Origin of the sequence: Corynebacterium belfantii (assembly GCF_041898185.1) — a bacterium.
In the GTDB taxonomy this organism is placed as follows: domain Bacteria; phylum Actinomycetota; class Actinomycetes; order Mycobacteriales; family Mycobacteriaceae; genus Corynebacterium; species Corynebacterium belfantii.
Genome location: NZ_CP157823.1, coordinates 129406 through 153398, shown reverse-complemented (window position 1 = coordinate 153398; position 23993 = coordinate 129406). Strand labels below are relative to the sequence as shown.

Genomic DNA, 23993 nt, shown 5'->3' with positions numbered 1-23993 from the left:
CTTCATGAGCCCTGTGGAAGCAGCCCTCGAAACACTCGCCCACACCATGGGCATCACAGTGATCGAGACGAGCAAGCTGGGAAGCACCCTCAACGCTTGCTTTCACCCACCAACACAAACAATCTTTATCAAAATTGGCCTCGACCCAGTCACCCACCGCTGCGCCATCGCCCACGAACTAGGACATGCCCACTACGGACATGACTGCTCAACTCCCGGCGCGGAGCGGCAGGATGATGAGTGGGCTGCGCGGCAGCTTTTGGATGTTGGTGATGTGGAGGTTGTTGGTTGGGAGTGTGAGGGTTCTGCTGCGGCGATGGCTGCGGAGTTGGGTGTTACGCCTTATCTACTTGTTTTGTGGATGGGGATGTATGAGCGAGGAAGGATTCAGCCGGAGAAGAGGGCGTGTTGAGGTGTTTTGTTTGTGATTGACACCGTTTTACCACTTGACACGTAACGCTATGTAGCGTTATAATGGGTGTATAAGTTAAGAAAGGAGGTGAAGGTATGGAAATCCCCATCTGGCTCATCGCCCTAGCAACCGCCTGGAAACTAGGAATCGAAACCGCGAAGATCATCTCGAACCACAAGATCGAAATGAAGAAACTGGAACTCGAGTCCAAGAAAGAAGCCGAAAGGTAGCCCCTCGGTCGAACTAGAAACAGCCTAGCTCGACCGGGGGCTACCCCCCACCCTACCAACCCAAGGAGCCACAATGTCTACCATCGCAATCCTCGCATTCTTCCTCACATACCTCACCCTCGGGGCAAGCAACCCCATCACCTGGGCGCTACTAGTTGCCACATTCACCGCCCTCACTTTCGACACCCGATCACTCATCGCCAGCCGAAAGGCACACCAATGAACCCCGGCATCATCGACAAAGATACTGGCCGCGAACTATGGACAGGGCCAGAATGCGCCGACTACATCGGTGTCACACCCGCTACATGGCGCAACTACTCAGCCAACGAACGCACCCCCCACTACGTGGCCACCATCCTAGGCAAAACCAGGCTATGGGACGCCGAAGAAATCAAAAACTGGCACAACACCCGCCCAGGATCGCCAATACCTCATAACACTTTTGACTAGCTGACCATCAAAAAGGGCATGACATGACCACTGACAACGTTATTTCTATGGAACAGCACCGCTCCCGAAAAGAAGTGGCTCTTTATTTGCAGGCACTTGGGGAAATTGCAGATACTGGGACAAGGCCTTTTCCAGCACACGCGAGTGACGGCAATGTTTACTGGTGCAAACGGTTTATTAATGATCATGGGCGGGAATCAACGATCAATGAGGTCGTTGCTAGTGAGATTGGCAAACGCATCGGTGCGCGTGTTCGTCAATGGGCAGTAATCCATGTTCCAGATACGTTTGTTGGATACCGTGTTGGAGATGCTACTCGCAGGTATTCTCTAGATGGCACGCCATTGTTCGGTTCCCTTAATCTCGAAGGGGCAGTTCTTGAGACTGATCCGGCTGCTATTCATCATGTTCTCGATGACAGCAATCACAATGAGATTCCTAAGCTCATCGCACTGTGGGCACTGTGCAATGTTCAGGAGGATCTTCAGTTTCTCTACGATACTAATAATGATTACGAGATCTGGTCTATCGATCATGGCTTTTGGTTCGATTCGCTTCCATTTCCTTGGCAGCTAAGCCCCGTAGAACAGATGGCCGGTCGCATTCAGGTTCCACAACTTACAGCACGTATACCAGCAGAGTCATGGGACAAGGCCATCGCAGCAATCGGTAAACTGGACAGTTCTCTTATTGATGAAATCTGCGGAAAACTACCCGATGAGTGGGAGGTCACTCGTGCCGAAATAGCTACACTCGTTAACTACGCTATCGGCAGAATAGACTATGCCCGTGACATACTGAATTCTCATAAACAGGCAGCAGGAAGGAGATGATCATGCGGTTTGATGTTTGGACTATCCGTGTAGTCCCCCGACCTATGAGTGTGACCTCAATTGGTGTCGGCGTAATCGTCTATGATCGGCTCACTGCACGATTCAAAACTCACTTCTGCAATGTGAAATCTGTTTTCAACTCTCACGACAACGTAGGAGCCATCGAGCGTTCGCTTAAGGTACTCATGCAGCACGTGGAAGATCACGCAATTGCACAGCCCTCATTGGAGATCAGTGAATCATTTCACCTGCCGAGCCGTCTTTCCCTGCTCAACCAGCACTGGAATAACCTCATACGAGTCGATCAAGCCCGAGTCATAGACGCTAATAACCTCGACCATGCTACGGAATTAGCGTTCGAGGTATTCATTGGAGTCGAACCTATCCGAGAAACTCGCACCACGGTTTCACAAATCAGGAAAAGGATCCGAACTGCATACACCAATGACCCAGTGCTGTCGGAAATCACGAAAATTGATCCACACGTAGAAACCTCTGCCTATTCGTTTGGTCTCAACGTGGCAGTCCTCAATAACGAAAAAGTTTACGAGCTTAACCAAGCCTTCAATATCACTGATCAGCAATCCTTCGAGCGTGCCGAAGCCTGGGAACTCAAAGTTGCTCGATTAAGGGAAAAAGGAGGCCAACTTCTCTTCAATGACGATGCTGTAAGCATCAACGAGAACGTCGATGTTGTTGCAGTCCTTCGGAATAACCCACACAACAAGCACAAAGAACAGTTCCGTGTACTTACGAGACGCTGGGAGGATCTAGGTATCAAGCTCCTGAAAGAATCAGACATCGAGTCCCATGCTGACTTCTTACACAGGAGAATCGCATAACCTCGTAGAACACCCCAGTTCTATCGAACGTGCACTATTCGGAATTTCCGAAAAACTAGAAAACTCCCTTCCACGGTCATCTTGGCGGAAGGACGTGAAAGGGAGCCAACACAGGTGAACTCTTCCCGCATAGGAGACGAGTCCGCCCTGACAAGGAAGAAGCCTACCTCATGGCATATGTCCGTGATATCTGGATGAAGAAAAACCCAGATCAAACCTCACGTATTAAAAAGGTGCGATCAGCACGATGGGGCGTCGGCAAGCGCTGGCAAGCCGTCTGGATTGAGAACGGGCGCGAAGCAACAAAAACATTCGAGACCGAGAGTGTCCGATTGTTTGTGTGCGGGGGGCTTGGTTTACAAGTAGTCCGCGAATCGGTCGGGGTAAGCCACGGCTAGTTGGTTGATGGCTTGTTTCCACCCGGTGGCTTTCGCTCCTTCAATATAGCCGTTGCATTCGATCTCGCGCTTGGCTTTCTTCGCTCGCTGGGCAGCGCGCTTGTCCTCGATGTTGCAGATCATCAGCCACAGCGTTTTCAGCGCCGCGGTATCGTTCGGGAACTGGCCGCGGTTGCGGGTGGCTTTCCGCAGCTCAGCATTCAGCGATTCGATCGAATTCGTGGTGTAGAGTACCCGCCGTGCCGCAGGCGGGAACTGCAAAAATGGCACAAACCGGTCCCAGGCGTCGCGCCAGACTTTGACCGATTGCGGGTATTTACGGCCCAGTTCACTGGCCTCGAATGCGTCCAGGGCGGCGCGGGCGGTGTCCTCGGTCGGTGCGGTGTAGACCTCCCGTAGCGCACTTGATACGGGTTTGCGGTCTTGGTAGGACACCCACCTGTTGGCCGCCCGGATCAGGTGCACGATACAGGTCTGCACCATGGAATTCGGCCAGGTTGCCTCCACGGCTTCCGGCAGGCCTTTGAGCCCGTCGCAGCAGACGATGAACACGTCTTGGACCCCACGGTTGGCAAGGTCAGCGCACACGGATGCCCAAAAACTGGCGCCTTCATTGTCTGCGATCCACAATCCCAGGATGTGCTTGATGCCGTCCATGTCGACGCCTACCGCCATATAACAGGCCTTGTTGACCACGCGGTGGCCATCGCGGATCTTCACTCGCAGCGCGTCGAGGAAGATCACTGGGTAGAACTCGTCGAGCTGGCGGTTTTGCCAGATCATGACCTCTTCTAACACCGCGTCGGTAATGGTGCTGATCGTATCTGGGCTCATATCCACCCCGAGGGTGGTGGCGAGGTGGTGGCAAATATCGCGCACGGTCATCCCACCGGCGTACAGGGAGATGATCATGTCATCAAGCTCCGTCAGACGGCGGGTGCCTTTAGGCAGCATCCGCGGCGTAAACGTGCCAGCTCGATCCCGGGGCATAGTCACATCAAAGGTGCCGTAGCCAGAGTTGACGGTTTTGGTGTACGACCCGTTGCGGTGATTGCCACCATCCGGGGTGCCCAGCTGGGCTTTCGCCGTACGATCAGAGTGCGCGTATCCTAGATGCGCGTCCATTTCAGCCTGCAGACCAGCGTTGATCGATGCCTGCAAAAGACCTTTGACCAGGTCGCTGGCATCATCGGTGGAAGTCGACAACTCGCCGATCAGTTCGGCGATTTCCGGATTTTCCATCAGCTTAGCGCTGATCTCGTTGACCCTGTTCGGGTCATGACCTTTCCTCGGTGATACGGTAGTCATTATCAGTGAAACTCCTTCTGGATCAGAGCCTCACACACAAAACACCTGACACCCTCTCGAGACCCGCGACGAAGCAGAACTCTGGGCAGCACGCGCCGAAGTCGGACAAGCCGACGGCACCTGGATCACCAAAGACAAAGCAGACGTCACACTCTCCGACCTATGGGAACCCTGGATCGCATCAAAAGGAAACATCTCAGACAAAACCAAACGCGACTACCTCAGCTATTGGAACGTCCACATCCGGCCACAATGGGGACAAACCCCCTGTGCACACATTCAACGCTCAGTCATCAACGCTTGGATCCCCACACTTTCAACAATGAAAGGCGTGCCAGCCAGCCAACCGCCGCGAGCACTCAGCGAATCAGCCATGCGTAAAGTCGGCCTTATCATTCATGGAATCCTCGACCTCGCAGTGGAACTCGGAGTCATCCACCACAACCCCACCAAAACCGGCGACCTGCCAAAACAAAAGAAATCAGAACGCCGCTACCTCAAAATCACAGAAGTCGACGAACTCATCAGACAAGCACCCACCGAACAAGCAAAACTCCTCCTACGCGTCCTCATCATGACCGGTCTAAGACCTGGAGAAGCAAAAGGGCTCAAAGTCAAAGATCTGGACCCAGTACGCGGTCGTCTCATGATCCGCCGTGACGTTGATGACTTAGGCCGTGAAGACTCAACAAAAACACGAAACCACCGCGACGTCCCCATCGGGGGCGAAATCCTCTTGCTGCTCGACCGCAACGCTCAAGGCAAAGATCCTGATGATTGGCTGATCCCTGACGAACGCGGAAAAGTCTGGACTACCGCCCGATGGAGGGTGGTGTGGAAAAACCTGTGCATCTGGACTGGGATTGGTGACCTCGACGCCTACGAGCTGCGCCACACTGCTGCATCCATCGCCATTGCAGCCGGTGCTGATGTGAAAACAGTACAACTTATGCTCGGCCACTCCAGTGCTGCGATGACCCTGGATATCTATGCGCATCTCTGGGAAGAAGGCCTTGATGCCATTCCCGGCGCGATGGAAGCGCATATGGAAAGTGAGAGGAAACGCGCCGAGGAAGCGTCTACAGTTCATGAGGCGTCAGAGGCGGAGCGCAGGCGGGCTCAGTTTAAGGTGATTGGTTAGCTGGCGTCCACTTTACACCGCATTAGGACAATAATTGCAAGGTTTTTCATGGATAAATTTCTTTAGCTTGAGCATTAAAAACACACTTTCGGAACACTTATACGGTTGTGTACACGAGCATATGCCTGTAGTCTCTGGGGCAAGACACTAACCCGAGAAGGATAAAGCTGGGTTCCCGAATGGGAGTAGGGCTTCGGCCTGAGAATCCTTTGCTCCGAGGGTTGGTGTCTAATTATTTTTCTTAGATACAGCAAATTTCAATCGATCCAAGCACTTTTCTGGATCCTTGATTAGTTCATCAGCGATGTGCTTGATCGCTTGCTGCGAGTACGTCCACGACGGATTCACCTCGTTACTTGCTTTGCGATCATGACTAAAACGCGGATCTCCCTTCATCGCGTACGCTTTGATAAACAGCTGAAAGTCATGCGATGTGAATTTGTTTTTCTTCGAATCACGAAACTGGATCTGCACTTTTGCTTTCTTCAGACGTTTGTTCACTTCTTCGATGCAACCATTAGCAGTGAATGGGTAGTAGCTTGAGCTATCTCGAATGTCCTTGACAATCGTTATGCCATCCTCCGCGTCAGCCGAGACGTAGACATTCAGATCCGCATCCCTTGCCTTTTTTACGAGACGGAAATTGGTTTCATAGATCGCAGCCACTCTGCCGGAATTACCGTCTCCAGCAGCGTCAGATGCCTGTTTGCTCAGCGATAGTAGCTTCTTCGCTACATGAGGCTCGTACTTTGCACGAATTACTTCCGGTTCAATAGCTCCCCGCTTCACCGCAAGAGTCAAGTGATTTTCTGGGATTAGGTCACTTACCGACTGTCCGTGGAGCTCAAACAGCTTGTCTGCATAGTTGTTAACAGACATTTGAAGAAACGGTCCGTAAAAAATCTCGTATTCATCGGTAATGAAGTGCGTATTAGCGAATTAACTCGGCCATGTTGATGCGTAACGGGTCTTTGTCATTCGTAAACACTTTCTTGAGGCAGTCAGTCAAGGCGATTGTCTTATCGCCGTCGTCGTAGTAAATTTCGTCAATTCCGTACTTGCGTATGATGTACGACTTAAGTATGAGCTCCCATGCATTACAAAGGAAGATCGAGCAACTTTCAGCGTGATACTTCAAGGTGGGTCGGTTATAAAGCTCCACAGCCAGAGCAAATGCTTCTTTGCTCTTTTTCTAACAAACGGTCAGCTGTGTCGAGTTCACCCATAAGTGATCATCTTACCTACAAGGGACGCAGAAACTGATCTATGGGAATTACCCCGTTCGGTGCCCGTTCGACTCTTGTTCGGTTTCTGTTCGGCCTATGTTCGGTATGCGTTCGGTACGAGCACCAACCACCTGCAACAACAGCCAACAGTCAGACAACCCACACACCATGAAGAAACCCCAGCTCAAACATGCTGTGAGCTGGGGTTTTACTTGTGCGCCCGGAGGGATTCGAACCCCCAACCTTCTGATCCGTAGTCAGATGCTCTATCCGTTGAGCTACGGGCGCAGCTTGTTGTTGCGGTGCAACGTGTTAGAACACTACACTGTCACAACAAGAACTGGCAAATCGGCAGTTCAGCGCCCTAGAGGACGATGTTAAATACTGGGATGGCCAGGAAGTATGTCGCAAGGGTTACGAGCACCACGCCGATCAGGTTGAGCCACACGCCGCCCTTGACCATGTCGCCAATGCGCACGTGGCCGGAGCCGTAAGCGATCGCGTTCGGAGGCGTCGCAACCGGCAGCATGAACGCACAGGTAGCCGACAGTGCCACTGGGATGGTCAGCAACAAGATGTTCTGGTCGCCATTGGCGTTCAGGCCGATCCCCACTGCCACACCGGCCATGATCGGCAAGAACGTCGCAGCCGTCGCAGTATTCGATGTGAACTCCGTGAGCAGCAAAACCAGCGCCGCAATCGCAGCGATCAACAGGATCAGCGACAACGAGTCCAGGCCCTTCGCGATCTCACCAATCCACAAGGACAGGCCAGAATCAGAGAACATCTTAGACAATGCCAAACCGCCGCCGAACAGCAAGAGGACATCCCACGGCAACTCGTTCGCCGTCTTCCAGTCCATCAAACGCACACCAGCCTTACGATCCGCAGGGATCATGAACAACAACATCGAAGCGATCAGACCAATCGCCGCATCCGCAATCTCAACCTTCCACTGGAAAACGTCGATAAGCAATGGAACAAACACCCACGACAACGCCGCACCCGTAAAAATCACCGCTGTAGCAGCCTCACCGAACTTCATCGACCCCATCTTGGCCAACTCCGCCTTAATCATCTCGCGGCCACCAGGAATCGAATCCACCTCAGGCTTAAACACAGACACCAACACCAACCAAGCAATCGCCATATAAACAATCGCCAACGGCACACCAACCAGCATCCACGTACCAAAACCAATGTGGATGTCATGATTCTCCGCCATATACGCCACCATCAACGCATTAGGAGGCGTACCAATAATCGTGCCCAAAGAACCAATCGACGCCGAATACGCAATCGCCAACATCAACGCAGTCGCAAACTTCTTCTGCGCCTTCATGCCACCCACCGACTCAGCAGTCAACTGCAACACCGAAATACCAATCGGAAGCATCACAACAGCCGTCGCAGTATTCGACACCCACATCGACAAAAAGCCCGTAGCCAGCATAAACCCAGCAATCAACTGCTTAGGCTTCGTACCAACCAACAACACCACACTCAACGCCAAACGACGATGCAAATTCCAACGCTGCATACCCAACGCCAAAATAAAACCACCCATAAAAAGGAAAATCGTCGGCGACGCATAAGGCGCAGAAATCTTCGCAAACGGAATCACCTGAAGAACAGGAAACGCCACCAACGGCACCAACGCCGTCGCGGCCAACGGAATAGCCTCCGTCATCCACCACGCACCCATCAACACCGCAATAGCAGCAGTAATACGCAACGCGTTATAGCTATAATTCCCATCCGGATCCACGCCCTGAACCATCTCCACAGACGACTCAGGGAACACCAAATAAATCAAAACGGCAAGAATCAAACCAACAAACAAACCAGTAAACTGCCGGCGATTCTCATTCTTCCCCTGGACCTCTGCATCCTCAGCAAGAGCATGAGACGAAGACTCATGTGTAATCGGTGTACTCACAAAAGAAATCCTTCAATAGAAAATAAGAGGGGCGCGCAAACTCCAAGGTTCGCCTACACGAACAAAATACAACTATCACCCCCGAAACGCGTGGTTTTTGTCTTCGTCTACCCCCTTATGAATGCGATCACTCTCACCAAAAAGGAGATCACTAGGCACTTTGTATGCAAAGATTCGCCCATGGCTACCCCCATAAACGGGAACAATTGGTAACATAAGCCGACTTTTACTCACCCTCCATGTTGGAGTGCGGGGTGGGGCGTGCACCAGCTCGAATCCAAGAACACGAATCCGAGAATACGAAAACCCAAGGTAGGCATTTCGGCGAAAAAATCGCGTCCTGCGGTTTTTGTGTTCTTGAGTTCGAGGAGGCGGGAAAAGGGGCGCCAGCGCACCGCAAGCACAAAGAAACCCCAGCTCAAACATGCTATGAGCTGGGGTTTTACTTGTGCGCCCGGAGGGATTCGAACCCCCAACCTTCTGATCCGTAGTCAGATGCTCTATCCGTTGAGCTACGGGCGCAAGTTTCACCAGGCCCGGTGAAACGCTCCCACCGAAGTGAAAGTGAGCGGAGACGAGAGGATTTGAACCTCCGGACCTGCGCAAACAAGTCAACTCCTTAGCAGGGAGCCCCATTCGGCCGCTCTGGCACGTCTCCAGCGATCCTAAAAAGAATCGTAACTCATCTTATCCAACATCATCGGCTGGCACAAAACACGAGGCAGTGCCCCCTATCCATGCGGCGCAGGGTCTACAATTGCTGGCATGATCCGCAAAGACCTTTCCCAGATCCCGACATACGTTCCTGGCAAACGCAACGACCACGCCCTCAAATTATCCAGTAACGAGGTCACTCATCGTCCGCTGCCATCCGCAGCCCAGGCAATGGCGGAGGCCGCAGCTGGCGCGAATCGCTACCCAGACATGGGTGTTATTGAATTACGCGGTGCACTTTCGGAGCATCTCGGCGTCCCAGCAGAGCAGATCGCTGTGGGCTGTGGTTCCTCGGCGTTGTGCCAGCAGTTAGTGCAGATCGCCTGCACCCCAGGAGATGAGGTGGTGTTCCCGTGGCGCAGCTTCGAGGCATACCCCATATTCGTGCAGGTAGTGGGCGCAACACCGGTGGCAGTGCCGCTGACCAGCGACGGATTTAATGATCTCGATGCGATGGCCGCAGCGATCACCCCCAACACAAAGCTGGTGTTCGTGTGCAATCCGAATAACCCTTCGGGCACAGTGGTGCGTCGAGAAGCGTTTTTGGAATTCATGGCGAAAGTACCAGCGGATGTCGTCGTAGCGCTCGACGAGGCCTACACCGAATACGTCCGCGACGAAGACACCATCTTCGCCACCGAAATCCTCAGCGAATTCCCCAACCTCGTGGGCCTGCGCACCTTCTCCAAAGCATTCGGACTCGCCGGCGTCCGCGTGGGCTACGCCTTCGGACCACACGAGCTTATCGACGCCCTCAACAAAGTCGCCCTCCCCTTCGGGGTCAATGCCGTCGGCCAAGCCGGCGCACTCGCATCACTGCACAACCTCGACGAACTCATGGAACACACCGAAGAAGTAGTAGCCGTACGCGACCGTGTCGCCGACCACATCGGTGCCGCACACTCGCAAGCAAACTTCGTGTGGATCCCCGCCGAATCCCGCAGCGAAACCCCCTTCGAAATCGCCGAAAAACTCGCAGGTCACGACGTCCTCGTGCGCGCCTTCCCCGAAGGAGTTCGCATCACCGTAACTAACGAAGAAGAAAGCGACCGCCTGCTAGCCGCATGGGACGCGAGCTTCGCCTAGGAGAGCGTTTGCGCCGCTGCTGGCGCCGCTGCGAATCCGAGAACTTGAGTTCAAGACTTCGAAAACCCAAGGTCGGCATTTTGGCGGAAAAATCGCGTTCTGCGGTTTTCGTGTTCTTGAGTTCGAGGAGGCGGATTCTAGGCGTCGTTGCACCACTTCTAGTACGGAGGTGTTGTTATGGCGCAGCGTCCGCAGGGCACTTTTGTGTCGTTATCGGAGTCGGATAAGAAGCAGTTGCGGCGGTTAATTGCCGGTGGCTTGAATCTGCGCGCAGCGGTGCAAGAGGTTGGGTGTAATTACCAGCATGCGTATTTCTTTGCCCATTGTGAGCAGTTGATTCCATATAGTCCGCGTGGTCATGATACTCAGGCTCTTGCGGCGGGCATCGAACTGGTGAGTAAGGGTGTGCGTGTGCATACCGCGGCGCGTCAGGTTGGTGTCTTTGATCCAGTGTTGCGCCGTCAGGCGTGCAAGCTAGGTTTGTGTGTGCCGGTCAGTCAGCAGCAGCGGCGGATTAATGCCACCGAGCAACGCGTTATTTTCCTGCGTCTGCGGCTAGCGAGCTTGTCGACTCGTGATGCTGCTGTAGCTTGTGGTATCAGTTTCCGTAAGGCGTGGGATTTTGACAAAGGGGGGTGGTCCCATCAGCACAGACTCGCAGTCAGGTATTTGTCCCTTCTGGTCCGGCTGCCGGTGTGTATAACAAGCTCATGAAACGTTTACACAAGCTGAATATGCGCCCAGCCGAAGCGATGCAACCGTTACCGAAACTAGCTTCTGGTGTCGATCCGTATAAGAAGATTAATAAGCGATATCTCGACCATGACGAGCGCATTCATATTGCTGACTGGCGACGCGAAGGGGTCTCGATCCGCGAGATTGCCCGTCGGCTTGGGCGCTGCCATTCCACGATTAGTAGAAAGCTGCGTCGAAACCATAGTCCACAGGGCCCGTATCATGCTGGAGCTGCACAAATTCGAGCTGTAGCGCGCAGAGCTCGGCCACAAATTGGGAAATTGCTTGCTAACCCTAGACTGCGTGACTGGGTTATCGACAAGCTACGGGCACAATGGTCACCAGAAGAAATCCAAGGCCGAATCCGGCTTGACTTTCCTGATGATGAGGACATGCGTGTGAGTGCCGAAACAATCTATGAAGCTTTCTATCTTGAGCCAAAAGGCCGACTTAAAGACCTAGGACTCTCACTGCCCAGTGGGCGTACTCAACGCCGTACGCGCACTAGCGTGCGCGAGCAGTCACCCCGCAAACGCTTTGTTGATGAGTTCTGTTCCATTGACCAGCGCCTAGCAGAAGCTAATGACCGGGCTGTACCCGGCCACTGGGAAGGGGGGATCTCATTTTGGGCAAAGAAAACAAGTCAGCCGTTATCACACTGGTAGAACGCACAACACGGTTTACCGTTCTAGGTCATCTACCTGGGCGTCATGATGCCCAGTCGGTTCTCGACTCGCTTAAAGACACCGTCCAAAGCCTAGATTAGTCGATGTGGTCTTCGATCACCTGGGACCAAGGAAGCGAAATGGCAGGACATAAAGCTTTCACAATGGCCACGGATATTCCAATCTATCTGGCCCATCCTGGTTCCCCTTGGGAACGCGGCAGCAACGAAAACAATAACGGACGGCTACGCCGCAACCTGCCCAAAAGCTCAGATCTATCAGTCCACAGCAAACAAGACCTTGAGATAATCGCCGATATCCACAACCACAAACCACGAAAAAATACTCGGATGGAAAACCCCAGCCGAAGCCATGGCCGAAACCCTTCGGCAAGCAGGTAGCATTACCTAGAAACCAAAACCAATGGTGCAACGACACCTAGAATCCGCCAGGAGGCGCAAAACAGCAAAACCAGCGCAGCAGAAAACCCCTAGCCACAATGAACTAGCCCCCAAAAGTTGGACTGGTTTAATTCTAGGTGGTTAGGGGTTCAAGGGCCTGATTCCGGTAGTGCATCGGGGTCAGGCCCTTGAGTCGTTGTTGGATGCGTTCGGTGTTATACCACTGGATGTAGTCTTCGACAGCTTGGGTGAATTCCTCGACGGTTCCAAAAACTTCTCCGTGGTACATCTCGGTTTTTAAGTGTCCGAAGAAGTTCTCCATTACTGCGTTGTCGTAACAATTAGCTTTACGCGACATTGACTGAACACCGCCGTTGTCGTGGATTAGATTACGCCAGGTTGAATGCTGGTACTGGAAGCCTTGATCGGTGTGCATCATCCATCCAGGCTTCGGCGCACAGGCTGCAATCGCCTTTGTTAGGGAATCGGCCGTGAATGCTATCGACGGTGATGTAGCCACGGTGTGAGCGACAATACAGCGGTCGAAGAGATCCATTACCGGTGATAAATACACTTTGCGGCCTGCAACCCTAAATTCGGTAACGTCGCTGACAAAGACGATGTTGGGCTTGTCTGGAGTGAATTTACGGGCAAGCTTATTGTCAGCAATGCGACTGATAGTTCCTGTGTAGGAATTATAGGGCCTGCGCTGACGGATTTTAGCCCGAAGACCCATCTGGTGCATGAGCTTGTAGACGAGTTTGTGGTTGACCACCCAGCCCTTGTTGCGCAAGTCCAGCAACACTCGCCGGTAGCCGTAGCGATGCTTGTTGGCTTCGAAACTTTCTAGGATTGCGTGCTTTACCGCAGCATGTTTATCCGGCTTATCGAGTCGCTTTTGATGGTAGAAGAATGTCGCCCGCGGCATATCTGCCGCCGCGAGGAGATCTGCCAAGCGGTGTTGTGACTTGAGGATGACGATCGCCTGGGCTTTCAGGCGTGTCCCTGGTTCCTCAAGTCCCGCAATTTTTTTAAATAAGCATTTTCAGCCCGCAACCGTTCGTTTTCGCGACGCAGCTTATCTTCTTCAGTAAGCACCTTCGGCTTAGCTGAACCTTTAGGCCTGCCCTTCGGTTTCAGCTTTAACGCGTCATCACCACCTTTGCGCCATTTTCGCGACCAATATCCGACCACTTGATCCGACGACAGACCAAACTCACGGGCCAGATCCATCTTCGACTCGCCAGCTAGATGGCGTTGGACAACTTCCTTTTTGATTTCGAAAGAGTACTGCTGCTTTGAAGGCTTTTCCACAAGACATAGCTTGCCATGGAGCAAGAACCGACGAAACAAAGCACGGACTGGGTAAACACCAACACCAACATGATGAGCTGCAGCCCAATAACTATAACCCTGCTCGAAAAGAGCCACCAATTCTTCCCGCTGTCCCGCCGACAACGAACTACGTGCACGCATACAACTGCTCCCCACTAGTAGGTAACTGATTTCTCAGTCCAACTAATGGGGAGCAGTTCAACAAGAGCTAGGGGTTATTGTGCGGAGACGCAGGGATTTGAACCCTGGGATGGTTTCCCATCGCTGGTTTTCAAGACCAGTGCATTCGGCCGCTCTGCCACATCTCCAGTTGTGAGAACCCAAAAAACAAAGTTTCGGATCCAACGCGAAAAATTATACCCGAAGTTGCCGAAATTATTTAAAGTGGGGGCGTATGAGGGCAATTTACGTTCAAGACGACGCCACCTTGGCAGTCCACGATGCACCAACACCCACCCTGCAACCAGGCGAGGTACTCGTTCAGGTCAAAGCCGCCGGGGTCAACCGTGCGGATCTGTTGCAGGCCGCAGGCCACTACCCGCCTCCCCCTGGCGAATCGGAGATCATCGGGCTTGAGTGCGCCGGTGTGATCGCCGACGCAGGCAGCACTAATCGCAGCGTCGGTGACAAGGTCGCTTGTCTGCTGGCGGGCGGCGGGTACGCCGAGTATGTGGCGGTGCCAGAGGGCCAGCTCATGCCGATCCCTGAGGGCTACAGCTTCGCTGAGGCGGCGGCCGTGGTGGAGGTTGCGGCCACGGTGTGGTCGAATATCGGGATGCTCACTGGTTTGGAGCCCGAGCACACGTTTTTGATTCATGGCGGCGCGGGCGGGATCGGCACCTTTGCTATCCAGTTGGCTAAGCATGTGGGTGCCACGGTGGCGGTGACGGCGGGTTCGAAGGAGAAGCTAGAAACGTGCCGTGAGTTGGGTGCGGATATTCTGATTAATTATCGGGAGGAGGATTTCGCAGAGGTCCTGAAGAATAAGTGTGATCGCATTTTGGACATCATGGGTGCGAAGTATCTGGATCAAAACGTGCGGGCACTGGCGATGGATGGCCACCAGGTGACCATCGGAATGCAAGGCGGTGTGAAGGGCGAGCTGAACATTGGGCGGCTGCTGAGCAAGCGCGGTACGATCTCTGCGACGGCGTTGCGCGCCCGCGACCGCGCGGACAAGGCACGCATTGTGGCGTCGACAGTCGAGAACGTGTGGCCACTGCTTGCCGACGGCACCATCCGGCACCACATCCATGCCACACTCCCCCTAGAGCAGGCCCAGCGGGCCCATGAGATGCTCAAAAATGGGGAGGTAACCGGAAAGCTCGTCCTCGAGGTTTAGGCGAAGCTCGCCACCACTCGCATCAGCTGGTCCACGTCGTGAGTGGTGTTAAACGGTGCCAGCGCCAAACTGATGGTGCCGTGGGTGTCCTCGGCACCCATGGCATCCAGTAGCGGCGAGGAGGTAGACAACGCGCCCACGATGCGGTTGCTCAACAAACGGTGATAGATCAGATCAGCGGGCACGCCATCGATGCAGAACGTCACATGGGGGATGCGGTCGGCGTCTGAACCCGCGGCAGCCTCTCCCGTCACACCAAACACGTGCGTCTTAGGCAACGAATCCAAAGAATCCGCCAAGTAAGTGCCCAAGCGGCCCAAATAAAGGCCAGCCGACTCGATGCTATCCACAAGACGGTTACGACGCGTACCACGCACCGACTCATCCAAATCCGCAATGTGATCCACCGCAGCCGACACACCAGCAGCCAGACCCGGCGCAACACTGCTGTTCAGCAGGTCGGCGTCGAGACGCGGGAACATCGCGGCATCGCGGAAAGCCAGCGCAGCAACCTGGGGGCCACCGAAGGCAGAGCAATCGAGAGCCACGATGTCGGCACCCAATGCCTCCATCGTGATGAGACGATGACCGGCCAAGGAGGAGGCGTCGACAAACAGCCATGCGCGAGAAGCCCCATGAACGTACTCAGAGATCTCCCGAACGGGATTAATCGTGCCCACCTGGGGATCCGCGGCGCGAAGGGCCACGAGGCGCGTGGCGCCGTCGACAAGCGAACCGAACTGCCACGCCGGAATCTCCCCCGTACCCAAATCCGGCTGCGCCCACCGCGTCTTTGCGCCCACCGTCATCGCCGGCGAACAACCATGCGCCATCACCACCGACGAACCACGACGCACCAACGGCCACACCGCCGCCGCAAACTGAGAAAACAGCACCTCCAAATTAGGGCCAAGGATCACCGCATCAGCCGAAGTGCCCGTCAAATCCGCAATAGCCACCCGCGCCGAACGCTCATACCCATCAGAAGCAAAAAGCCCAGCATGTCGCTCCCGCGCATGAGAACCAAAAACCGGCTCCACATCCTCCACAATCGGCGAATTACGAAAGCCACGCGCCACAGCAGCAGCCACCCGCTCAGGGGTCTGAGCCTGCTGCTGAGCATTCATATACGTCCACCCACCGGTAATAGAGGTGTACGCACCACGGACGCGCGCCACATCAAACGCCATCACTCAACTCCCTCTACTTTTGATAATTGAACCTAGTTAGTATGCCTGTCAGATTCAATCCCTGCACAAAGCCAGCTAGGCTTAACATTTGTGCAGGAACAAGCTGAACGTCATAACAACGAGACACTCGAAGAGATGGTAGCCCGTATTACCAACACGGACACCACCACTGACGAGCCGTCGCAATCCAAGACACTCGCAGCCGCCTGGGCAGACCTCGTTCGGGGCTTCTCCCAGCGGGAACTCTGGCTCCAACTAGGTTGGCAAGACATCAAGCAGCGCTACCGTCGCTCCGTGCTCGGCCCCTTATGGATCACCATCGCCACCGGTGTGATGGCACTCGCCCTCGGCCTGCTGTACTCCGTGCTCTTCAAGATCCCCGTCGCCCAATTCCTCCCCCACGTCACTGTGGGATTAATCATGTGGAACTTCATCGCGGGATGCATTAAAGAAGGCTCCGAAGTCTTCATCGCCAACGAAGGCCTGATCAAACAGCTGCCCTCCGCGCTCTCCGTCCACGTCTACCGCTTGGTCTGGAAACAAACCCTCTTCCTCATGCACAACATGGTGATCTGGGTCATCCTCATGGCAATCTTCCCACGGCCGCTCGGCTGGGACATCCTCCTCGGAATCCCCGCCCTCGCCCTGCTGATCGCCAACGGCGTATGGGTCACCATGTTCTTCGGCATCGTAGCCACCCGCTACCGCGATTTCTCGCCACTGCTCGAAGCACTCACCCAACTCCTGTTCTACGTCACACCCATCGTGTGGACCACCGAAACGCTCTACTCTCAAGGCGGAGCTGTCTCCGAACGCGCCAAACTGGCCATGGTCAACCCCCTGTACCACTACATGGAAGTCATCCGCGCCCCCTTGATCGGCGCCCCCATCCACCCACTGAACTGGATCGTCGTGGGCTGCTGCACTGTCATCGGGCTTTTCATCGCCATGCTCGCCATGCGCCAATGGCGATTCCGCGTCAGCTACTGGGTTTAAGAAGGAGAAGAACTCACCATGGTATCCATCGACACCTATAACGCCTGCGTTGACTTCCCCATCTTCGACGCCAAATCCCGCTCCATGAAAAAAGCATTCCTCGGGGCAGCCGGCGGCGCAATCGGACGCAACAAAGACAACACCGTTGTCGTCGAAGCGCTTCGCGACGTCAACCTGCACCTGCGCGAAGGCGACCGCATCGGACTCGTCGGCCACAACGGTGCCGGCAAATCCACACTCCTGCGACTTCTCTCCGGAATCTACGAACCCACCCGCGGCTCCGCACACGTCCGCGGTCGCGTCGCCCCCGTGTTCGACCTCGGCGTAGGCATGGACCCCGAAATCTCTGGATACGAAAACATCGTCATCCGCGGGCTCTTCCTCGGCCAAACCCGCAAACAAATGAAACAAAAAATGGACGAGATCGCCGATTTTACCGAACTCGGCGACTACCTCTCCATGCCACTACGCACCTACTCCACCGGCATGCGCATCCGCCTCGCTCTTGGAGTAGTCACCTCCATCGAACCTGAAATCCTGCTTCTCGACGAAGGCATCGGAGCCGTCGACGCCGCCTTCATGGCAAAAGCACGCGAACGCCTATCCGACCTCGTCAAACGCTCCGGCATCCTCGTATTCGCCTCCCACTCCAACGACTTCCTCGTACAACTATGCGACTCCGCACTCTGGGTCGACCACGGCACCATCCGCCAAGCCGGACCAGTAGCCGACATCGTAGAAGCCTACGAAGGAAAAGAAGCAGCCGAGCACGTACGCAGACTGCAAGCCAGAATGTAGTACTTGCTGGCGCTAGAAAGCAGAAAAAGATCCGGTGATCTGGACACAATCTCTTAGTGAGATATCCCAGTCCACCGGACCGATTTTTTAGCGACCTCGCGGTGCAACCTAGCGGGTCGAAGAGAAAGCCTCCGCGATGGTATCCGCGTTGTACTTCAGGGCACCGATGTAGGTATCAGCAGGGGCGTCGGCACCAAGGGAGTCACTATAGAGCTCCTTATCCACAACCTTGACCTTGCCACCCTTCTTAGCCACGTTCTCCTCTAGGGACTTCACAGCCTGTGGGTTAGCAGAAGCGTCCTGGAAGATCACTGGGACGTGGTGTTCCACGATGAAGGTAGCCAAATCCTCAAGCTCGCTTGCAGAACGCTCAGCGTCAGAGGTGACAAAGTCGGTGGCTTTTACCTCTAGGCCGAACTGCTTGCCAAAGTAACGGAAAGCGTCGTGACCCGAAACGAGGGTGCGCTGATCCTGCGGAATCGTGTCAATCTTGGCCTGAACATAAGCGTTGGCCTCGTCGATCTGCTTGTTGTACTTCTCACCATTGGCCTTGTAGGTGTCAGCGTTAGCAGAATCAGCAGCAGAGAGCTTCTTAACGATCTGATCAACAACGAGCTTCCAGTTGTCGGTGGAGTTCCATACGTGAGGATCCCACTGCGACTCATGGTGGTGGCCGTGGGTGTCCTCGTGCTCATGGTCGTGCTCGTCTTCTTCAACCCATGGCAACAGCTGGGACTCAGGGAGCTGCTCGGCTACGGCGATTTGTTTATCGCCAAGCCCGCGAAGCTGGTCAATCATGTTGGCTTCCATGCCAAGGCCCGACCAGATAACAGCATCGGCGTTTTGCATTGCCTCAAGGTCAGCGGTGGATGGCTGGTAGGTGTGCGGATCGCCACCAGGGCCCACCATGACGGTGAGGTCTGCATCAGGGGCGATGTTCTTTACTGCGTCGCCGATGTAGCTGGTGGTAGCAAAGATTTTAAGAGTATCGCTCTTGGCGGCGCTCGAAGTTCCGGAAGCGCTGGTGCCGGAGTCGGTGGTGGAGCAGCCGGCTGCTGCCACAAGACCTGTGGCAGCCACAGCTGCGATTGCGGTACGGATTAGTCGATGTGCCATAACCGCCACTATAGGCAACGATTGTCATGTGCACTAGGAAGCGCGCACTTAGATACCCGCCATAGTTAGCAGAACTGCAGTTATTAATGCTGCAGCCGGCGACGCGCACGAATAATAACCCACACCGCGAGGAAGATGAGGCCGTCGACAAACGCCATCGTCGGCGAGGTCGCCGCGTCGAGACGATACGCCACCCAGAACCCCGCCTGGGAACTCACCGCAGCAACAACCAACGTGACCAACAGCATGGCACCTTCCGAAGAAGCGATCATCAATGCGGTAGCAGCCGGCACGATCATCAGTGCAACAGCCAACACCGCGCCAGCAGCGTCGAAGACCACCACGATGGTCAGCGACACCATCGTCATCACCAGGTAGTTAATCAAGCGTGTGCGAATACCCACCGTGCGCGCAAAAACGGGGTCGAACGTCGAAATCGCCAGCGGCCGCTTAGCCACCAACAACAGGGCTAACGTGAACAAACCCACCGCACCAATCGTCCACGCACTCTTCGGACCAAAATCAATGGTTCCCACCACCAGATGCTGCATGGCAGAAATGTTGAGATCGCCCACGAGCACCGTGTGTTCAGAAATCGACGAGCGATTAAACTTCGTGGAAATCAGAATCACACCGATAGCGAAAAACGCGGGGAAAATCAGGCCCGTAGCGCTATCCTCAGTCACCCGCTTGCGGCCACGCACCCACTCCGTAAGCGCCATGACCAGCACACCACTCAACGTCGCACCGATCAGCAAAATCGGCGAATTCGGGTTAGTAGTCCACAACGCGCCCACCGCAATGCCCGGCAAAACGGCGTGGGAGAGGGCGTCGGAAAGCATTGCTTGTCGACGCAACACCAACACCACCCCAGGAATCGCAGCGGTAAGCGCCACAACCAGCGCCAACAACGAAACAGACATCGCAAACGTCATGCCGACACCCCACTCCTACGCGGCGAAAGCACCATCGACACCAGCACAATCGCAGCCAACACCAGCACAATCACCGGGCCCGTGGGTACCTTACCCACCGAAATCGAAATATACGTGCCCAACACCGCCGACGCCCCACCAATCAGCGCCGAAGCAACCACCATCTGCAGCGCCGTACGCGACCACTGACGCGCGGCAGCCGGCGGGAACACAGCAAACGCAATCATCAAGATCAGGCCCACCGCCTTCACACCAATCACCATGCCCAGCGTGATAATCACAAACAGCACACCATTAATCCACCGCGGCATCCCCGACATCCGCGCCAACACCGGATCAAACACCAACAACGTAAACGGTCGCCACAAGGCCACAATCACAGCCAAAATCACCACCGACACCACAGCCAGCGTGCGCACATCCAAATTAGTCAGCGTGGCAGCATTACCGAACATCAACTCATCAATGCCTCCCTTACCCTTATAACGCCCCCGCTGAATGATCTGCAGCAAAATCAGGCCGCCACCCAAAAACAGCGACAACATCACAGCCATCGTGGCATCAATACCAATGCGCGTCGTCGCAGCAACCTTGTCCGCCAACAACGCCGACGCCAACCCCGTAATCAACGCCCCCACCGTAATCACCGGCATCGAACGCGCATCAATCCCCCACTGCGCCAGCAACTGCGAACCCGCCAACACTGGAACCGTAGAAAACAACAAAAACGAACCCATCACACCAGGAGTCGCAGAATGCCCAATCACATCACTCATCATCGACTGCCTGCGCAAATACAAAAACGTTCCCATGGCACCCGAACACAAACCAATCAACATGGTTCCCAGCACCACACGACGGAAAGAAAACTCCGACAAAAACTCAATCAGGCTCATAGCAGCCCCAAACCAAATGCCTTGTTCACCGTCTCACGAGTAAACACCTCAGACACCGGACCAGAAGCCAATATCTCACGATTAATAATCGTCACGTGATCGCACAACTCCGCCACCGTAGACAAATCATGGTGCACAATCACCACCGACTTACCCGCATCCCGTAGCTCATGCAGCACACCACGAATCACCTTCTCGCTGGCAGCATCCACACCAGCAAACGGCTCATCCAACAAATAAATATCCGGCTGCTGGGCAAGAATACGCGCCACAAACACACGACGACGCTGCCCACCCGACAACTCAGAAATATGACGCTTAGCCAAATCAGCGATACCAACACGCGCGAGGGAAGCGTCGACAAGCTCCTTATGCTCCCCCGACAACCGCTTAAACCACCCCAACCGTGGAAACAGCCCCATCTGCACCACCTGGCGAACCGTAATCGGATAATCCCAATCCACATCCGCGCTCTGCGGCATATAGCCCACCCTGTTACGACACGCAGCCAAACTCTCGCCGAAAAACTCCACCTCACCATCACGATCAATCAAATCAATCGCAGCCTTAATCAACGAAGACTTACCCGCACCATTAGGGCCAATAAACCCCATCACCGTGCCAGCAGGAACCACAACACTAGCGCGTTCCACCGCAACAGTAGAACCATAACGCGCAGACACATTGCGCATCACCAAAGCAGTTGGCAGCGCGTGCAAAGGGACAGACATAACGCCTCTTAAAAAATAGTCAGATGTGCGGCAAGAACCGCGCTACACCGAAAACATGCACACGGGACCTCATTCCATGCACATTAACGTGTTGTAGCGCGGTCGAGAAAATTAGCTAATTACTTAGTCAAAGCCTCGCGGATAGCATCAGCGTTGTACTTCAAAACACCAAGGTAGGTGTCGGTTGGCGCAGATTCACCCAAGGAATCCGCGTACAGCTCCTTATCGGAAATCTCCACATTCCACCCCTTAGCCTTCACAGTCTCCTTCAAAGAGTTAATAGCCTGCGGATTAGCCAAATTGTCCTGGAAAATCGTAGGGATCTTCTTCTCAGCAATGAACTTGCCCAACTCAGCAAGCTCAGCTGGCGACATCTCCGACTCGGACGTCACAAAGTCCGTAGCGTGAATCTCCACACCAAACTGCTTGCCAAAGTAGCTAAACGCATCATGACCAGTGATCAAAATACGCTTCTGCTCCGGAATCTGATCGATCTGCTTCTTCACATACGCAGCAGTCTCGTCGATCTCCTTCTTATACTTCTCAGCATTGTCCTTATAGGTAGCAGCGTTGTCCTTATCTACCTCAGACAGCTTCTTCACAATCGCATCCACCACGTACTTCCAGTTCTCCGTGGAATTCCACACGTGGGGGTCATACAACTTCTCGCCATTATCGCTCGGCTCTGGCCAATCCAAACGCTTATCCTCTGGGATCGCCTCCGCAACTGCCGCCTGACGATCCCCCTGCGCCTTGAGCTGATCCAGCATCTTGGCCTCCATGTGCAGACCAGACCACAACACCACATCAGAGGATTCAATCTTAGAAATGTCCTGCGTAGTGGGCTGATAGGTGTGCGGATCGCCGCCAGGACCCACCATGATGGTTACGTCGGCATCAGGGGCGATGTTCCTCACGGCGTCGCCAATGTAGCCAGTGGTAGCAAATACTGTCAGCGCGCTATCGGAGGCGCTGGTAGTGGTGGAAGTGTTAGCGGAGTCCGTCGAACATGCAACGAGGCTGCCAGAAAGTGCCAATGCGGCCACGGAAGCGGCAACAGTGCGAATGAAGCCGCGTCGTGACATGCGAAAAGTTTCCTTAGTCATGAAAATGAATCTTATTGCGATAAGAAGCAAATTAGCTAGGGCTAAGCTAAAACAACGCACAAACGGGGTAAGCCCGCCCTATCCTCACTCAACCTGATCTCACTGTTTGTGCCGTTGTAGGGCAAACCTCACAATGTGCCACAATAAGAACCATGCCGCTTTCCACTTCAGATAACATCGCCGCAGTCATCGTGACCCACAAGCGCGTCGAACTCCTCCGCGCCTCCCTCGAGGTGGTGGCCGCGCAAACACACCCAGTGAAGTGGATCATCGTGGTCGACAACGGCTGCGAAGACGCAGTACGCAACCTCCTCCACAGCGTCGCCGGCGACCGAGGCATCTATCTGCCATCACACACCAACCTCGGGGGCGCCGGCGGATTCGCCTACGGATTCCTCACCGCCCTCGCCCTCGGAGCCGACGCCATCTGGTGCGCCGACGACGACGGTCGCCCCGAAGCCTCCCAAGTACTCGCCACGCTTATCGACGCAGCCGTCACCCACCAACTCGACGAAGTTTCCCCAGTCGTCTGCAACATGGACGACCCCAACCGACTCGCCTTCCCCCTACGACGCGGACTCGAATGGCGACGCTACCGCAGCGAACTCATCGACCCCAACAACCCCAGCGACACCCTCCTACCTGGCATCGCCTCCCTCTTCAACGGCGCCCTCATCTCCGCCGCCGCCATGGAACGCATCGGCGTCCCCGACCTGCGACTATTCATCCGCGGCGACGAAGTCGAATACCACCGCCGCCTCGTACGCTCCGGGCTCAACTTTGGCACCTGCCTCACCGCCGCATACCTCCACCCCGACGGCTCTGACGAATTCAAACCCATCCTCGGCGGACGCATGCACACCCAATACCCCTCCAGCGACGCCAAACGCTACTTCACCTACCGCAACCGCGGCTACCTCATGAACCAACCCGGCATGCGACGCCTCCTCCCACAGGAATACGTCCGCTTCGCCTGGTTCTTCCTTATCCAACGACGCGACCCCCGCGGATTCCTCGAATGGTTCAAACTCCACCAACTCGGGCGCTCCGAGAAATTCGAACGCCCCTAGTTCTGGGGCGCCGGGCGCTGATGTGAGTAGTTCGTGCCAAATTAAATTGTTTTTTATATCTCCGACCTGCAGAAATGATACGGAGGCGAAAAAGT

26 protein-coding genes and 4 tRNA genes are annotated in these 23993 nt (G+C 54.7%); 15 read left to right on the top strand and 15 right to left on the bottom strand.

Annotated features, from left to right (window positions below; all coding sequences use genetic code 11):
• Positions 1-4: 4 nt before the first annotated feature.
• The 6 genes from ABMV07_RS00840 (at position 5) to ABMV07_RS00815 (ending at position 2770) form a co-directional block, all read left to right on the top strand.
• The gene (locus ABMV07_RS00840; RefSeq protein WP_197691986.1) at positions 5-412 is read left to right on the top strand and encodes an ImmA/IrrE family metallo-endopeptidase; all 408 of its coding nucleotides are present in this window, start codon (positions 5-7) and stop codon (positions 410-412) included.
• 95 nt (positions 413-507) lie between these two features.
• Positions 508-642, top strand: a complete 135-nt coding sequence (locus ABMV07_RS00835) for a hypothetical protein (protein ID WP_268828348.1) — start codon at positions 508-510, stop codon at positions 640-642.
• 73 nt (positions 643-715) lie between these two features.
• A complete protein-coding gene (locus ABMV07_RS00830; RefSeq protein WP_159461315.1) occupies positions 716-865 on the top strand; it encodes a hypothetical protein in 150 nt (49 codons plus the stop codon).
• Positions 862-1095, top strand: a complete 234-nt coding sequence (locus ABMV07_RS00825; protein WP_088267897.1) for a hypothetical protein — start codon at positions 862-864, stop codon at positions 1093-1095. The genes ABMV07_RS00830 and ABMV07_RS00825 overlap by 4 nt, the downstream gene beginning before the upstream one ends.
• 23 nt (positions 1096-1118) lie before the next feature.
• Complete coding sequence (locus tag ABMV07_RS00820; RefSeq protein ID WP_229254925.1) at positions 1119-1928, top strand: HipA family kinase; 810 nt, start codon at positions 1119-1121, stop codon at positions 1926-1928.
• A 2-nt stretch (positions 1929-1930) separates the two neighbouring features.
• Complete coding sequence (locus tag ABMV07_RS00815; RefSeq protein WP_159461316.1) at positions 1931-2770, top strand: DUF3037 domain-containing protein; 840 nt, start codon at positions 1931-1933, stop codon at positions 2768-2770.
• A gap of 356 nt (positions 2771-3126) precedes the next feature.
• Here ABMV07_RS00815 and ABMV07_RS00810 read toward each other — a convergent pair whose 3' ends face one another.
• Positions 3127-4476 carry an IS256-like element IS1132 family transposase gene (locus tag ABMV07_RS00810; protein WP_374064797.1) on the bottom strand — a complete coding sequence of 450 codons (1350 nt, stop codon included), beginning with the start codon at positions 4474-4476 and terminating at the stop codon, positions 3127-3129.
• Positions 4477-4798: 322 nt separating this feature from the next.
• Between ABMV07_RS00810 and ABMV07_RS00805 the strand changes: the two genes are divergently transcribed.
• Positions 4799-5617, top strand: a complete 819-nt coding sequence (locus tag ABMV07_RS00805; RefSeq protein WP_234917952.1) for a site-specific integrase — start codon at positions 4799-4801, stop codon at positions 5615-5617.
• A gap of 228 nt (positions 5618-5845) precedes the next feature.
• On the opposite strand, the gene ABMV07_RS00800 is transcribed toward ABMV07_RS00805, so the two are convergent.
• From ABMV07_RS00800 to ABMV07_RS00775, 6 genes are all read right to left on the bottom strand, one after another.
• Positions 5846-6496 (bottom strand): hypothetical protein, encoded by a 651-nt coding sequence (locus ABMV07_RS00800; RefSeq protein WP_234917953.1) that lies wholly within the window; start codon positions 6494-6496, stop codon positions 5846-5848.
• Positions 6497-6548: 52 nt separating this feature from the next.
• The gene (locus ABMV07_RS00795; RefSeq protein ID WP_327786547.1) at positions 6549-6779 is read right to left on the bottom strand and encodes a DUF3644 domain-containing protein; all 231 of its coding nucleotides are present in this window, start codon (positions 6777-6779) and stop codon (positions 6549-6551) included.
• 279 nt (positions 6780-7058) lie between these two features.
• Positions 7059-7131, bottom strand: a tRNA-Arg gene (locus ABMV07_RS00790).
• Positions 7132-7207: 76 nt separating this feature from the next.
• Positions 7208-8782, bottom strand: a complete 1575-nt coding sequence (locus ABMV07_RS00785; protein ID WP_088268067.1) for an SLC13 family permease — start codon at positions 8780-8782, stop codon at positions 7208-7210.
• Positions 8783-9231: 449 nt separating this feature from the next.
• Positions 9232-9304, bottom strand: a tRNA-Arg gene (locus ABMV07_RS00780).
• A gap of 47 nt (positions 9305-9351) precedes the next feature.
• Positions 9352-9440: transfer RNA gene (locus ABMV07_RS00775), tRNA-Ser, on the bottom strand.
• Between the two features lie 107 nt (positions 9441-9547).
• Between ABMV07_RS00775 and ABMV07_RS00770 the strand changes: the two genes are divergently transcribed.
• The 4 genes from ABMV07_RS00770 (at position 9548) to ABMV07_RS13985 (ending at position 12383) form a co-directional block, all read left to right on the top strand.
• Positions 9548-10582 carry a pyridoxal phosphate-dependent aminotransferase gene (locus tag ABMV07_RS00770; protein WP_374064796.1) on the top strand — a complete coding sequence of 345 codons (1035 nt, stop codon included), beginning with the start codon at positions 9548-9550 and terminating at the stop codon, positions 10580-10582.
• A gap of 177 nt (positions 10583-10759) precedes the next feature.
• Positions 10760-11296 (top strand): hypothetical protein, encoded by a 537-nt coding sequence (locus ABMV07_RS00765; protein ID WP_197692253.1) that lies wholly within the window; start codon positions 10760-10762, stop codon positions 11294-11296.
• Positions 11293-11982, top strand: coding sequence for an IS30 family transposase (locus ABMV07_RS13990; RefSeq protein ID WP_409338640.1), 690 nt, complete (start codon positions 11293-11295; stop codon positions 11980-11982). Before ABMV07_RS00765 ends, ABMV07_RS13990 begins: the two co-directional genes overlap by 4 nt.
• A 140-nt stretch (positions 11983-12122) precedes the next feature.
• On the top strand, positions 12123-12383 hold the full coding sequence (locus ABMV07_RS13985; RefSeq protein WP_234915046.1) for a hypothetical protein: 261 nt from the start codon (positions 12123-12125) through the stop codon (positions 12381-12383).
• A 133-nt stretch (positions 12384-12516) separates the two neighbouring features.
• Here ABMV07_RS13985 and ABMV07_RS00755 read toward each other — a convergent pair.
• Together ABMV07_RS00755 and ABMV07_RS00750 are read right to left on the bottom strand one after the other, a co-directional pair.
• A protein-coding gene (locus ABMV07_RS00755) for an IS3 family transposase (protein ID WP_374064795.1) occupies positions 12517-13859 on the bottom strand; the annotation gives its coding sequence in 2 pieces (ribosomal slippage) (positions 12517-13418 and positions 13418-13859; 1344 coding nt in all).
• Between the two features lie 82 nt (positions 13860-13941).
• Positions 13942-14026, bottom strand: a tRNA-Ser gene (locus ABMV07_RS00750).
• An 86-nt stretch (positions 14027-14112) separates the two neighbouring features.
• Between ABMV07_RS00750 and ABMV07_RS00745 the strand changes: the two genes are divergently transcribed.
• The gene (locus tag ABMV07_RS00745) at positions 14113-15060 is read left to right on the top strand and encodes an NAD(P)H-quinone oxidoreductase (protein WP_197692116.1); all 948 of its coding nucleotides are present in this window, start codon (positions 14113-14115) and stop codon (positions 15058-15060) included.
• Here ABMV07_RS00745 and ABMV07_RS00740 read toward each other — a convergent pair.
• Positions 15057-16250: an aminotransferase class V-fold PLP-dependent enzyme gene (locus ABMV07_RS00740; protein WP_197692117.1), complete on the bottom strand. Its 1194-nt coding sequence runs from the start codon at positions 16248-16250 to the stop codon at positions 15057-15059. The genes ABMV07_RS00745 and ABMV07_RS00740 overlap by 4 nt on opposite strands.
• Before the next feature lie 90 nt (positions 16251-16340).
• Between ABMV07_RS00740 and ABMV07_RS00735 the strand changes: the two genes are divergently transcribed.
• On the top strand, positions 16341-17246 hold the full coding sequence (locus ABMV07_RS00735) for an ABC transporter permease (protein ID WP_196981322.1): 906 nt from the start codon (positions 16341-16343) through the stop codon (positions 17244-17246).
• Between the two features lie 18 nt (positions 17247-17264).
• The gene (locus ABMV07_RS00730; protein ID WP_014302745.1) at positions 17265-18044 is read left to right on the top strand and encodes an ABC transporter ATP-binding protein; all 780 of its coding nucleotides are present in this window, start codon (positions 17265-17267) and stop codon (positions 18042-18044) included.
• A 108-nt stretch (positions 18045-18152) separates the two neighbouring features.
• On the opposite strand, the gene ABMV07_RS00725 is transcribed toward ABMV07_RS00730, so the two are convergent.
• The 5 genes from ABMV07_RS00725 to ABMV07_RS00705 all read right to left on the bottom strand — a co-directional run bounded on the left by ABMV07_RS00725 (position 18153) and on the right by ABMV07_RS00705 (position 22807).
• Entirely contained in the window at positions 18153-19160 is a 1008-nt protein-coding gene (locus tag ABMV07_RS00725) for a metal ABC transporter substrate-binding protein (protein ID WP_197692118.1), read from the bottom strand.
• An 83-nt stretch (positions 19161-19243) separates the two neighbouring features.
• Complete coding sequence (locus ABMV07_RS00720) at positions 19244-20095, bottom strand: metal ABC transporter permease (protein WP_088268060.1); 852 nt, start codon at positions 20093-20095, stop codon at positions 19244-19246.
• On the bottom strand, positions 20092-20991 hold the full coding sequence (locus ABMV07_RS00715) for a metal ABC transporter permease (RefSeq protein ID WP_197692119.1): 900 nt from the start codon (positions 20989-20991) through the stop codon (positions 20092-20094). The genes ABMV07_RS00720 and ABMV07_RS00715 overlap by 4 nt, the downstream gene beginning before the upstream one ends.
• The gene (locus ABMV07_RS00710; RefSeq protein WP_197692120.1) at positions 20988-21722 is read right to left on the bottom strand and encodes a metal ABC transporter ATP-binding protein; all 735 of its coding nucleotides are present in this window, start codon (positions 21720-21722) and stop codon (positions 20988-20990) included. Before ABMV07_RS00710 ends, ABMV07_RS00715 begins: the two co-directional genes overlap by 4 nt.
• Positions 21723-21841: 119 nt before the next feature.
• Positions 21842-22807 (bottom strand): metal ABC transporter substrate-binding protein, encoded by a 966-nt coding sequence (locus tag ABMV07_RS00705; protein ID WP_197688632.1) that lies wholly within the window; start codon positions 22805-22807, stop codon positions 21842-21844.
• 173 nt (positions 22808-22980) lie between these two features.
• Here ABMV07_RS00705 and ABMV07_RS00700 point away from each other — a divergent pair, with 173 nt between their 5' ends.
• The gene (locus ABMV07_RS00700) at positions 22981-23898 is read left to right on the top strand and encodes a glycosyltransferase (RefSeq protein ID WP_088268057.1); all 918 of its coding nucleotides are present in this window, start codon (positions 22981-22983) and stop codon (positions 23896-23898) included.
• The last annotated feature ends 95 nt before the right edge of the window (positions 23899-23993 follow it).